Origin of the sequence: Chryseobacillus diguaensis (assembly GCF_049220665.1) — a bacterium.
GTDB lineage: Bacteria > Bacillota > Bacilli > Bacillales > Bacillaceae > Metabacillus_B.
This window is the reverse complement of the sequence record NZ_JBMKNV010000009.1, coordinates 14,282-26,616: the sequence shown is the minus strand read 5'-3', so window position 1 is coordinate 26,616 and position 12,335 is coordinate 14,282. Positions and strand designations below refer to the sequence as shown.

Here is a 12,335-nt window from a genome sequence, read left to right as displayed (position 1 = left end):
ATAATGTTTTTCCATGGAATAGAATGTCCAATACAGTCAGATATTAATCAATTATTTCTCTTTCTCCATGTTATAAAGAACCCTCAATCAGGCAAAATTAAAGGATGTAGCCATGTGAATGGTGTGGGGTTAGGAGCGAGGAGAGTGAAAAGGTGTACCTTGAAAAGATAAGAAAGATAATTGGTGTAATTCTCCTTGTATCTTTAGTTAGTATAGGATTTATAAAACCTGTTAAAGAATACGTTCAATTACCCAAACAGATAACAGTATTTGCAAACCAGCAGACAACCGTGGAAGCGTCCCTGCCAATCAAGGCAGTTAAAGAAAAAGCAAGTGAAGCATTTTCTATACAGCAATCCAAAAACCAGCTTTTGATTAACGGGAAACATAGCGGTGAAGCAGAGCTTGTTTATGACTTCGCAGGATTCCCTGTAAAGAGGGCAGATGTAAAAGTTCTTCCTGATCTTAAAGTTATTCCAGGCGGCCAGTCAATCGGGGTTAAGCTCAATACGATGGGTGTTCTCGTTGTCGGGCATCACCAGATTAAAACAGCTGACGGGAAGAAATCTCCTGGAGAAATTGCAGGAGTCCAGGTAGGCGATATCATTAAAAGAATCAATGGGAAACAAATTGAAAAAATGAGCGATGTAACGCCGTTTATTCAAAACTCCGGCAAAACGGGAGAGCCGCTTAAGCTAGTACTTGATCGAGATGCAAAGGAATTGCAGACCACACTATATCCCTTAAAAGATACAAATGATCATGCTTACCGCATCGGTCTTTATATTAGGGATTCTGCGGCAGGAATCGGAACAATGACTTTTTTTGAACCGAATTCCAAAAAATACGGTGCTTTAGGACATGTTATATCAGACATGGATACGAAGAAACCAATTGTGGTAGACGATGGACAAATCATGCGTTCAACCGTTACCTCTATAGAAAAGGGGAGCAATGGAAGCCCGGGCGAAAAACTCGCCAGATTTTCAAGCGACCATGAAGTGATTGGAAATATTAAAAAGAATACGCCTTTCGGTATATTTGGACAACTGAAGCAGGATATGGGCGGCGGATTTTCTGATTTGGCCATGCCGGTGGCTTTGTCCAATGAAGTGAAAAAAGGGCCGGCAAAGATTTTAACCGTAGTTGAAAATGACAAGGTTGAAGAATTTGACGTTGAAATTGTAAGTACCATACCTCAAAAGTTCCCTGCAACTAAAGGAATGGTCATTAAAATAACAGATCCAGCGCTTTTGAAGAAAACAGGCGGAATTGTTCAAGGGATGAGCGGAAGCCCGATTATTCAAAACGGTAAACTGATTGGAGCCGTAACACATGTATTTGTTAACGATCCAACGTCTGGATATGGAGTCCATATTGAATGGATGCTGAATGAAGCAGGAATTGATCTCTATCATAGTAATCAAAAAGCAAGCTGACTGCCGGAATTTCGGCAGTCTTTTTTTGTCATTCGCCATTATAATGTAAAATCCGACATAAAAGAAAAGATTTTGTCTTTTAATAGTTAAGAAATAAATTCCAAAACATCTTTCCATTTTAATCTAATTTATGTACAATAACGATAGAAAGATTTTTCGACAAACTCAAGAAACGTTAGAAGTGTCAAGTAATGGATCCAGTCGAAATCAATTGTAAATTGATTGAATAATTCATATATATCTATTTTTTGGATTTTTCCGAAAATTAAAGGAAAATTTGCTGCAGTGTCGAATTCTTTATTTAGAAAAATGGCAAGTCATTTTGGTAAATGAAGACTGAGGAGGAAACATGGTGCAAAAAATTAAAGTGTGCATAGTGGATGATAATAGGGAATTGGTTGGTTTATTGGAGGAATACATTTCAAGTCAAAATGATATGGAAGTCATCGGTGTTGCTTATAATGGTCAGGAATGTCTTCATATGCTGGAAGAAAGGGATCCGGATGTGCTTGTGCTGGACATCATTATGCCTCACCTGGATGGACTGGCAGTCCTTGAAAAACTAAGAGGAATGAACAAAAGCAAACAGCCAAATGTCATCATGCTGACAGCATTCGGCCAAGAGGACGTGACGAAAAAAGCTGTAGATTTAGGAGCTGCCTATTTCATCCTGAAACCTTTTGATATGGAAAACCTTGCGAGCCATATTCGTCAGGTAAGCGGAAATGCTGCTCCTATCTTAAACCGTTCTTCTAATTCCATTATTAAATCCAGTTCCGATAACAGAGGGAGAAACCTCGATGCCAATATTACAAGCATTATCCACGAAATAGGCGTACCTGCACACATTAAAGGATATTTGTATCTGCGTGAAGCCATCTCCATGGTCTATAACGACATTGAACTGCTTGGCTCCATTACCAAAGTTTTATATCCGGACATTGCTAAGAAATTTAATACAACAGCAAGCAGAGTAGAGCGGGCGATCCGGCATGCGATTGAGGTGGCTTGGAGCAGAGGAAACATTGAATCTATTTCATCCCTGTTCGGCTATACTGTCAGCATGACAAAAGCGAAACCGACCAATAGCGAATTCATTGCCATGGTTGCAGATAAGCTTCGCCTGGAACATAAAGCAAGCTGAAAAAAAGGGCATCATGCCCGTTATACGCTATAAGTTGTAAAGACCAATGAATGTTTTTTTCGTTGGTCTTTTTACTTCCCTTATTTGATCTTGACCCACCCGTTGCCTTTTTCATCGAACAAACGTTCTTTCCTCTTGTTGTTTTTGATTGATGAGTTTATGTTTGGCCTGTTCAATTTTCGAGTCAGTAACAGTGACTTTATTCAGTATTTCCCCTGCAGCAAATCCGAGAGATGCAGCCAAGAGAATTCCTGCAGCAGCACATTTTACATATTTTTTCATAAGCAGCCCCTTTTTAATAATCATTTCCTTAATTATACTAAATAACAAAAAAATAGGGGATGCCATTTTTAGTGTAATACAATAAATGAACGAATTTTCAATTCATAACAGAAGGAAGATTGGAGGAAATGGAGATGAATAAAAGGCTCTATAGTATTTTAGCATTAGGAGGAGCAGGAATACTGGCTGCTGGAGTCTATATAGCAAGTATGAATTTCCCGCAGCCAGCTGTAAAAACGGAAGCTTCAGCTGCAAAGTCTGCCCCCCAGGAAAACAAATCTAATCATTCCTCTAAAATTTCTGCTGATAATCTTGGAATTGACCCAAATTCAAGTGAAATTCAAGTAGTTGAAGTGATGCATAAAATGACTCATCAAAAAGTAAAAGCAGATCCAAAATGGGGCGCCATTGTCATGAAGAAAGATACGATTTCAAAAATATACGAGATCTTAAAGAACAGCGAATTCAAAGATAAAAAGAATCTCCTTGCCATTGCTGAAAGATGGAAAAGCGGCAACTTTCAAAATGTGGTGGAAGATCATAATTACTTTTGGAAACTGCAAGGCGGCACAGTTGGCAAGGCATACGGAAAATTGGATCATTTAGAGGAGCAGACTTTTTGCTTGAATAATTTTGGAGACAAAATAACAATAGAGCTTGAAAAGTCCGGCGAGCTTTAAAGGGAATATTCCGCGAAAAACATCTTCTGATCTTAAAAGAAGGTGTTTTTTCTAACAATTTAAAAATGCAGGAGAACTCATTAAGTTTTTTGCCTGTACTCATGGTTTTTAGAAGCAAAGGGGGAGAAAAAGCGACCGGTTAAGAAAGCAAGCTGATACGCAATAGAATATGAAACAACCCCTGCAACTTTTTGAGGCCACTGAAAATCTGCCGATTTTTTGATTTCCTGGTAGCCCTAAATACAAAAAAGCCTTATTTATTCTATATATTTGGAATAAGTACGGCTTTTTTCATCAATTCTCTTTTTTACCCTATTTTTCCCCCACCAGCTTCAGTATTCTTTTTAGATTGACGGTAAATATGGCTATGGCTCCTTGCATTTCCATGCAAATCAGACCCGAGGATATGGCTGCATCATACCCGTGTCTGTGTTTTAATTCACTATTCCTCGTTTCAATCTTTTAGTGCTCCCTAGACTTCTCCTTAAAGTACTCGCTTTACTGCAACTCAACCAGTTGGCTGTGCTCAGTTGATTTTATGGTAACTGAATAAGTCTTGCTTTTCGCCAAAGAGAACCATATTGGACTTAGCTTGATCGACTGTTGTATTGGCATCATTGGATTTGGGTTTAATAGCACTAGGTTGATTGAAACTGAAGGTGCGAGACTCCTGCGGGATCAGCGGGACAGGTGAGACCCCGCAGGCGCATTAGCGCCGAGGAGGCTCACCGCACGCCCCGCGGAAAGCGAAGCATCCTGGAGTGGAAATCAACCGGCCAATTTAACAAAGGCATTCTTTAAAGACTTTTCAGTGGCCTCAACTTTTTGCAGGGGTTTTTTTAGTTCGGAAGATGGAAAGAGAAAACCTTAATAGGTCTAAATGGGTATTTTTACAAAATTTACGAAAAAATTACGATTTTTGCGTCTGTGATTTACACGAAGCCATTAAGATAATAGAGCAATCATTAATAGACTATGATGTAGGGAAAGGAAGAAAAAAATGAAAAGAAGAATCAGGAGAGCAATGAAACGCCGGCTTTTAAAAATTTCAATGGCTATGGCTGTAGCTGCAAGTGCTTTTGCAATTCCTTTTGCAATTCCTTTTGCCAGTTCCTCATCAGCGCATGCTGAAACATCTCCGCTAGTAAAATTGCGTTTAATGGAAACCTCTGATATCCATGACCATATTATGGACTATGATTACTATGGAGACAGCGCGACCGAAAAATTTGGTTTAGCGAGAACAGCAACTTTGATTCAAAAAATGAGAAGTGAAGCAAAAAACTCTATTCTAGTTGACAATGGAGACCTTATTCAAGGGAACCCTATGGCTGAGTACATGGTGAAAGTAAAACCGCTTAAAGCTGGAGACGTTCATCCTGTTTTTAAAGCTATGAATCTACTGAATTATGATATGGCTACACTTGGAAACCATGAATTCAATTATGGATTGGATTTTTTGAAAGAGGCTTATAACGATGCGAATTTCCCATATGTAAACGCCAACGTTTATACAGATGATAAAGATAAGGATCCTAGCAACGATAAAAATTACTTCATTCCCTATCAAATTAAAGAAAAAGTAGTTAAAGATGAGAACGGGCAAGATCAAACAATAAAAATTGGCTATCTGGGTCTTGTAACACCACAGATTACCACTTGGGATAAAGGAAACCTTGAAGGGAAAGTTATTACAAAAGATATTGTGGAGACAGCTAAAACATTTGTTCCTAAGATGAGAGCAGATGGGGCAGATCTTGTTGTTGTTCTTGCTCACACAGGAATTGATACAGTGGAACATGATGCAGGTGCTGAAAATGCTGTTTATGATCTTGCCATGAAGGTTCCAGGCATAGATGCGATCGTTTCTGGTCACCAGCATAATATTTTCCCAGGTGATGCCCGTTTTAATAATGTAGCAAACATTGATACGAAAAAAGGGACAATCAATAATATACCAGTAGTAATGCCGAAAAACTGGGGCTCTCATCTTGGAGTTATTGATATGGATCTTTCCAAAGCAGACGGCAAATGGAAAATTACTAATTCACAATCCACAGCCTCGCCGATATATGATGCAGCTGCCAAAAAATCTCTTGCAGAACGCTATCAGCCGATCATTGATGCGGTAAAGTCCGAGCACGAAGGGACTCTTGATTTTATCCGCAAAGAAGTTGGACAAACAACTGCGCCAATCAACAGCTATTTCGCCCTTGAGCAGGACGATCCTTCTATTCAGATTGTAAATGACGCTCAAAGATGGTTTGCAAAAGATAAACTAAAAGGCACTGAATATGCAAACCTTCCAATCTTATCAGCAGCAGCACCATTTAAAGCAGGAGGAAGAATGGGAGCTGATTATTACACGAACATTTCTTCAGGAAAGCTAGCGATTAAAAATATTGGGGATCTATACTTGTATGACAACACTCTTCAAGTAGTAAAATTAAAAGGTTCTGATGTGAAAAACTGGCTTGAAATGTCAGCAGGTGCATTTAATCAGATTGATCCTGCTAAATCGGAAGAGCAGTCTTTATTGAATTTGGATTTCCCATCCTACAATTACGATGTGATTGACGGTGTTACCTATCAAATCGATGTGACGCAGCCAGCGAAATATGATAAAGACGGCAAAGTCGTGAATGCGAATGCGAGCAGAATTGTTAACCTGAAATATAACGGTAAAGCAATTGATCCAAATCAGGATTTTCTTGTTGCAACAAATAACTATCGTGCCTCTGGCGGAGGGTATTTCCCTGGACTAAATGGCAGCAATATTGTATATAAAGCCCCAGATGAAAACCGTCAGGCACTTCTTGGATACATGGAAGAAAACAAAACAATTAATCCAAGCGCAGATCAAAACTGGTCACTAGCCGGGAATGCCGCTAATGCCAAAATTACATTTGAGTCTTCATCTGCAGCCAAGGAATTTGCTTCAGCTAGCAAGTCTATCAGCTATAACAGCGAATCCGAAAATGGTTTTTCTAAATACAGCATCAAATTGGAAAAGCCGGCAGAAGATACAAAAATGGCTGTTCAGAAGTACTCAGTAGGCAGAATCATTATAAAAAAACCTGTTAATATCATGAAAATGAAAGAAGACGGTACGACAAGCTTGTTCCGATCAGCGAAGCCTGGAGAAGCATTGAAAATTTTCGGTTCAGATGAACACATGTACAATGTTGGCGGAAGTTACTATGTGAAACGCGACAGCAGCACAGTGGAATACACAGGACGCATTTTGATTAAAGAAGCGATGCCATTGTATAATGCAGAAGGAAAAGTAACCCGTACAATCAAAAAAGGCGAAAGCGTTCATGTATTCGGAATGGATCAGGATCATTATCTGGTAGGCGGCGGCTACTACGTCAGTAAAAACCGTAACGCTGTATATTACGAAGGATTTGCAAAGCTTACAGCAGACACAGCTTTGTGGATGAATGGCAAGGAAATGAAAATGCTGAAAAAAGGTAATATGTATCGTGTGTACGGTGTGAAAGATAATATGCTAATGGTTGGCGGAGGATACAGCATTCATGGCGGTTCTTCTCTTCACTACAGCAAAAATTAATGAGCAGCACCGCAGGTTTCCTGCGGTGCTTGATATTTTATCAGACCAGCCATTTTAAGAGCAGCTTATAAGGGTATAGTGAAAAGAGAAACCATTTTAGGAAAGCAGGTGTAAGCATGACGAAAATATTTGGACATCGGGGTGCAGCAGGCACCCACCCTGAAAATACGATGATATCGTTTGAAGAAGCCATCAGAGCAGGAGCCGATGGAATCGAACTTGATGTACATCTAACAAAGGATGGCATTCCGGTAGTCATTCACGATGAGCAAATTGATCGGACAACGGATGGTACTGGATATGTGAGGGATCTTACCTATGAAGAATTAAAAACCTATAATGCTGCAAAGGATTTTCCTGAAATTACTGAGGGTCAAGCGATCCCTTCGCTTGAAGAGGTATTAAGCTTTGCAGCAGCCTCTAAAATGCTGTTTATATTGAACATTGAGCTGAAAAATGACATTGAAGACTATCCTGGACTTGAAGAAAAGGTCATTGAAATGATTACTCAATTCCAGCTGGAACAGCGTGTTATTCTTTCATCTTTTAATCATTACAGCTTGATGAAATGCATGAAAATGAATCCTCAAATCGAGACGGCTGTCCTTTATATGGAAGGATTATATCAGCCATATGAATATGCCAAAAAATTGGGAGCGAGATCGATTCACCCTGTTCTTCATGCTGCTAAAATCGACATCATTCAGCTTTCAGAGCAGTCTGGCATTTCAGTAAGGCCATTTACTGTAAATGATGAGGAAGCAATGCTCCAATTCTTTGAGAGCGGCTGCTCTGCGATTATTACAGATTTTCCTGAAAAAGCCTTTCTCCTCCGAAAAAAACAGAAACCCGCTCGTTAAAAGAGCGGGTTTTAATATAAGGTGAAATATGAAAGTTTGTCCCATCCTCAGAGCTTTACCCCGAACTGAATTCTCTTCGCTAAAAAAGACCAGCTTTAAGAATGTTGCCGTAAGAAGCTGTTGGCTCTTTCGATTTTCTTATGAGCTTAATTTTCGTTTGCTGTTTTTTTGAAAACGCTGCTGTACTTTGCTTCTTTTTCGATCGCGATAAAAAACAAATCCTCCAACAAAAGAGAGCCCTCCAACAAAGAAAACCAACCCGCCAATAAATTGCATCCATAAGTAAGGAAAAGGGGCATTTAAAATTCCAAATAACATATCTCTCATCAATTTGATTCCCCATGCAGCCAAAAGCCCGGGTATGAGCATAATGCATAATGCAAGAATTCGGACCATTTACGATTCTCCTTTGTGCGGCTTGTAATAACTATTTTTTCAGAAAAATTTCTTTTGTCAAGTTTTCAGCTAAAAAGATTTGTTCCTCGAACATTTGATGATATGATATGGATGTGCAAGAAGTTGCAGTTCTCTTGCTGCATTAATGAAGAATTTTTCACTACAAGGAGGCGTGCCATGCAAAAAGCCATGTTAGTTGGTGCAGGAAAAGGCGGGACAGCCCTCCTTAAGATGCTGGTAGAAACAAAAGTGCTGGATGTAGTGGCTGTGGTCGACCTTGATAATGACGCTCCTGGCATGCGATATGCCAGAAAGCTTGGTATTCTAACAAGTCTGGATTGGAAACCGCTTCTTTCCGAACAGATTAATATCGTAATGGAAGCAACGGGCAGTGATGAAGTGCTACAGGAGCTTCTCAAAAAAAGAAGCAGAAAAACAGTTGTTGTCCCTGGAACTGTTGCTTTTATTATGTCACAGCTAATTGATGAAAAGGAAGCGCTTATTGCAAGGCTTCGAGAGGAAACAAATAAACACGATACCATTTTTGATTCAACGAACGACGGCATGATTGTCATTGATGCAAATGAAAAAATCATTCTTTTTAACCGAATGGCTGAACTGATTACCGGATGCAGCCGCCATGAGGTGATGGGGAAAGATATAATGGATGTCATTCCTTCAAGCATGCTGCCGAAAATTCTCCAAAAACGAGAACCTGAATACAATCAGGAGCAGATATTGGAGAACGGTAAAAAGATTATCACTACCAGGATTCCAATCATGGATGAAACAGGATTTTTAATCGGTGCTCTCTCTCTCTTTAAAGATATCACGGATGTTGTTGCTCTCGCGGAAGAATTAACAAATTTGAAAGAAATCCAAACTCTCCTTGAAGGAATTATTCAATCTTCAGATGAAGCGATTTCTGTCGTGGACGAAGAAGGCAGGGGAATTCTTATAAATCCTGCTTATACCCGCATGACAGGCCTTTCGGAAAACCAGGTGATAGGAAAGCCTGCAACGACAGATATTTCTGAAGGAGAAAGCATGCACTTGCAGGTGCTTCAGACGAGACGGCCGGTAAGGGGAGCCAGGATGAAAGTTGGCCCGAACAAAAAAGATGTCCTGGTTAATGTAGCCCCAATGATTGTTGATGGTGTTTTAAAAGGCAGTGTGGGTGTGATTCATGATGTATCTGAAATACAGACACTCACAACAGAATTGAACCGCGCAAGGCAGATTATCCGGACGCTTGAAGCCAAATATTCTTTTGAAGATATTATCGGTTCCAGCGAAGAGATGCAGGTGGCTATTGAACAGGCTAAGCTTGGTGCTAAAACACCTGCAACCGTATTGCTGAGGGGAGAATCTGGAACAGGAAAAGAATTGTTTGCCCATGCCATACACAATGCAAGTGACCGGAAATATAATAAATTTATACGCGTGAATTGCGCTGCTATTTCTGAACACCTACTCGAGAGTGAGCTTTTTGGCTATGATGAAGGAGCCTTTACAGGAGCAAAACGAGGCGGCAAAATAGGTTATTTTGAAGAAGCGAATAACGGCAGCATTTTTTTGGATGAAGTAGGAGAATTGTCTGCCAGTATGCAGGCGAAGCTTCTTCGCGTTTTGCAAGAAAAAGAAATTGTCAGAGTTGGCGGATCAAATCCCATACATATTAATGTTAGAGTAATAACAGCTACTAATCTGAACATAGAAAAAGCAATGGCAGAAGGAAGGTTCAGGGAGGATCTTTACTACAGACTGAACCGCTACCCTATCTCCATCCCGCCGCTCAGGCAGCGAAAAGAAGATATTCCTGCCTTAAGCACACATTTAATCCGAAAGATTAACCAGGATTATGGAAAAAGCATTGAGGGTTTAAGTCAATCAGCAGCCCAAATGCTTATGCAGCATAGCTGGCCAGGGAATGTGAGAGAGCTTGAAAATGTTCTCGGGAGAGCAATGATTTTTATTCCCTATCAAGAATCTGTTATTGATTCCCATCATTTGCCGCACCTAGAGGGGGAGTCTAATCCGCCAAAGAAAGTTTCTGCTCCAATTAGCTTGGCTGAACAGACCTTGGCAGAATCCATCGAACAATTTGAACAGTCCATTATTAAAGATGCTTTGCAACGATATCACTACAGCAGAACAAAAACCGCTAAAGCATTAGGGATTTCATTGCGCAACCTTTATTATAAAATGGATAAATACGGACTTGCAAAAAATAGCATGCAGTAATTTGCGTGCTTTGCAGAATCTTGCAAATTTATTTTTTGGAAATGAAGCGTTTTCAATAATTTTATGATGGCACACTTTTTGCTTATTCTTCTATTGGGCCTGATGAATGAAGCGAAAGGGAGTAAAGCGTATTGAAACTGCATGTTTTGCTCGAAAAAGCTTCAACTTTGAGCAGAATGACAGTTGCAGCTGCACCGGCAGAGGATACGGAGTAATTGAAGCTGCAGCAAAGGCACTGGAGGCTTCATTGGCATAATTTCAGCTTTTTGGCGATACAGAAAAAATTAATAGCCTGCTGAAAGAAATTGTGTGGTTGATGGTCCACTTGCTTTGGGTAATGCTGTATCACTCTCAGATGCCAGACATAAAGGAATTGAAAGCCCTGCTGCTGGACAAGCCGATATTTTACTGGTCTTTCAATAGAGGCTGGAAATGTACTTTATAAATCATTAATTTATTTCGCGAAGGCGAAAGCAGGAGCCATTATTGCAGGAGCTAAAGCACCGGTTGTTCTCAACACCCGTGCTGATTCTTCAGAAAGAAAGCTATATAACATTCAATCTAGGAGGAATTTTAACATGGAAATTTTCAAATATATGGAACAGTACGATTACGAACAAGTGGTTTTTTGCCAGGACAAACAATCAGGACTAAAAGCAATCATCGCCATTCACGATACAACACTCGGCCCGGCACTTGGCGGTACCCGCATGTGGACGTATAAAAACGAAGAAGCAGCGATCGAGGATGCACTTCGTCTTTCACGCGGCATGACATATAAAAATGCTGCAGCCGGTTTAAATCTTGGCGGAGGAAAAACAGTTATTATCGGTGATCCGCGCAAGGATAAAAATGAAGAAATGTTCCGTGCTTTCGGACGATATATTCAAGGGCTTAATGGCCGCTACATAACGGCTGAAGATGTCGGTACGACAGTAGCAGATATGGATATAATTCATGAAGAAACGGATTATGTTACAGGGATTTCTCCAGCATTCGGGTCTTCAGGAAATCCTTCACCTGTAACTGCTTATGGTGTATACAGAGGAATGAAAGCTGCTGCAAAACAAGCTTTTGGTACAGATTCCCTAGAAGGAAAAGTGGTTGCTGTTCAAGGAGTTGGAAATGTTGCGTACAATCTTTGCAAACATTTGCATGAAGAAGGTGCACAGCTTATTGTAACAGATATTAATAAAGAAGCAGTTGCTCGTGCAGTAGAAGACTTTGGAGCAAAAGCTGTAGAGCCGAACGAAATTTACGGTGTGGAATGTGACATTTATGCGCCATGTGCTCTTGGTGCAACGATCAATGATGATACAATCCCGCAGTTTAAAGCAAAAGTAATTGCCGGAGCAGCAAATAACCAGCTGAAAGAAACTCGCCATGGAGATACAATCTATGAAATGGGGATTGCTTATGCGCCTGACTATGTAATAAATGCTGGAGGAGTTATTAACGTAGCTGACGAGCTTTACGGCTATAATCGCGAACGTGCATTGAAAAAAGTAGAAGGCATATACAGCAATATTGAGAGTGTGTTCGAAATTGCTAAACGAGATGGCATCCCGACCTATAAAGCGGCTGATAGGCTTGTAGAAGAAAGAATTGAAAGAATGCGCAATTCCCGCAGCCAATTCCTGCAAAATGGACATCATATTCTTAGCCGCCGTTCTAAGTAAGGTAATTAGCAATTTTTAAAAAGATGATGGATGGAGC

Annotated in this window: 9 protein-coding genes and 2 pseudogenes; 8 read left to right on the top strand and 3 right to left on the bottom strand. The window is 40.1% G+C overall.

Features of this window, described 5'->3' with window-relative positions; genetic code table 11:
• Window positions 1–152: 152 nt before the first annotated feature.
• Together spoIVB and spo0A are read left to right on the top strand one after the other, a co-directional pair.
• Window positions 153–1,439 (top strand): SpoIVB peptidase, encoded by a 1,287-nt coding sequence (gene spoIVB, locus ACOT8F_RS14270; RefSeq protein WP_421652602.1) that lies wholly within the window; start codon window positions 153–155, stop codon window positions 1,437–1,439.
• Window positions 1,440–1,791: 352 nt separating this feature from the next.
• Window positions 1,792–2,583: a sporulation transcription factor Spo0A gene (gene spo0A / locus ACOT8F_RS14265; RefSeq protein ID WP_421652725.1), complete on the top strand. Its 792-nt coding sequence runs from the start codon at window positions 1,792–1,794 to the stop codon at window positions 2,581–2,583.
• A 111-nt stretch (window positions 2,584–2,694) separates the two neighbouring features.
• Here the strand turns inward: spo0A and ACOT8F_RS14260 are convergent, their stop codons facing one another.
• The gene (locus ACOT8F_RS14260) at window positions 2,695–2,865 is read right to left on the bottom strand and encodes a hypothetical protein (protein WP_421652601.1); all 171 of its coding nucleotides are present in this window, start codon (window positions 2,863–2,865) and stop codon (window positions 2,695–2,697) included.
• A 134-nt stretch (window positions 2,866–2,999) separates the two neighbouring features.
• Between ACOT8F_RS14260 and ACOT8F_RS14255 the strand changes: the two genes are divergently transcribed.
• Window positions 3,000–3,545: a DUF6241 domain-containing protein gene (locus tag ACOT8F_RS14255; protein WP_421652600.1), complete on the top strand. Its 546-nt coding sequence runs from the start codon at window positions 3,000–3,002 to the stop codon at window positions 3,543–3,545.
• A 312-nt stretch (window positions 3,546–3,857) separates the two neighbouring features.
• Here the strand turns inward: ACOT8F_RS14255 and ACOT8F_RS14250 are convergent.
• Window positions 3,858–4,112: pseudogene (locus ACOT8F_RS14250) on the bottom strand (transposase); the annotation flags it as partial.
• Between the two features lie 433 nt (window positions 4,113–4,545).
• Here ACOT8F_RS14250 and ACOT8F_RS14245 point away from each other — a divergent pair.
• Together ACOT8F_RS14245 and ACOT8F_RS14240 are read left to right on the top strand one after the other, a co-directional pair.
• Window positions 4,546–7,119, top strand: a complete 2,574-nt coding sequence (locus tag ACOT8F_RS14245) for a bifunctional 2',3'-cyclic-nucleotide 2'-phosphodiesterase/3'-nucleotidase (RefSeq protein ID WP_489672230.1) — start codon at window positions 4,546–4,548, stop codon at window positions 7,117–7,119.
• Between the two features lie 116 nt (window positions 7,120–7,235).
• A complete protein-coding gene (locus ACOT8F_RS14240) occupies window positions 7,236–7,979 on the top strand; it encodes a glycerophosphodiester phosphodiesterase (RefSeq protein ID WP_421652599.1) in 744 nt (247 codons plus the stop codon).
• A gap of 138 nt (window positions 7,980–8,117) precedes the next feature.
• Here the strand turns inward: ACOT8F_RS14240 and ACOT8F_RS14235 are convergent, their stop codons facing one another.
• A complete protein-coding gene (locus ACOT8F_RS14235) occupies window positions 8,118–8,375 on the bottom strand; it encodes a DUF2627 domain-containing protein (RefSeq protein ID WP_421652598.1) in 258 nt (85 codons plus the stop codon).
• Between the two features lie 177 nt (window positions 8,376–8,552).
• On the opposite strand from ACOT8F_RS14235, the gene ACOT8F_RS14230 reads away from it, so the two are divergent.
• From ACOT8F_RS14230 to bcd, 3 genes and pseudogenes are all read left to right on the top strand, one after another.
• Window positions 8,553–10,619 (top strand): sigma 54-interacting transcriptional regulator, encoded by a 2,067-nt coding sequence (locus ACOT8F_RS14230; protein ID WP_421652597.1) that lies wholly within the window; start codon window positions 8,553–8,555, stop codon window positions 10,617–10,619.
• Window positions 10,620–10,919: 300 nt separating this feature from the next.
• Window positions 10,920–11,176 (top strand): annotated as a pseudogene (locus ACOT8F_RS14225) (phosphate acyltransferase); the annotation flags it as partial.
• A gap of 21 nt (window positions 11,177–11,197) precedes the next feature.
• Complete coding sequence (gene bcd / locus ACOT8F_RS14220; RefSeq protein WP_421652723.1) at window positions 11,198–12,298, top strand: branched-chain amino acid dehydrogenase; 1,101 nt, start codon at window positions 11,198–11,200, stop codon at window positions 12,296–12,298.
• Window positions 12,299–12,335: the final 37 nt, after the last annotated feature.

Coding starts and splice junctions, on each gene's coding strand:
- ACOT8F_RS14235 (WP_421652598.1), bottom strand. CDS start 8,375: ATGGTCCGAATTCTTGCATTATGCATTATGCTCATACCCGGGCTTTTG.
- ACOT8F_RS14245 (WP_489672230.1), top strand. CDS start 4,546: ATGAAAAGAAGAATCAGGAGAGCAATGAAACGCCGGCTTTTAAAAATT.
- ACOT8F_RS14230 (WP_421652597.1), top strand. CDS start 8,553: ATGCAAAAAGCCATGTTAGTTGGTGCAGGAAAAGGCGGGACAGCCCTC.
- ACOT8F_RS14240 (WP_421652599.1), top strand. CDS start 7,236: ATGACGAAAATATTTGGACATCGGGGTGCAGCAGGCACCCACCCTGAA.
- bcd (WP_421652723.1), top strand. CDS start 11,198: ATGGAAATTTTCAAATATATGGAACAGTACGATTACGAACAAGTGGTT.
- ACOT8F_RS14255 (WP_421652600.1), top strand. CDS start 3,000: ATGAATAAAAGGCTCTATAGTATTTTAGCATTAGGAGGAGCAGGAATA.
- ACOT8F_RS14260 (WP_421652601.1), bottom strand. CDS start 2,865: ATGAAAAAATATGTAAAATGTGCTGCTGCAGGAATTCTCTTGGCTGCA.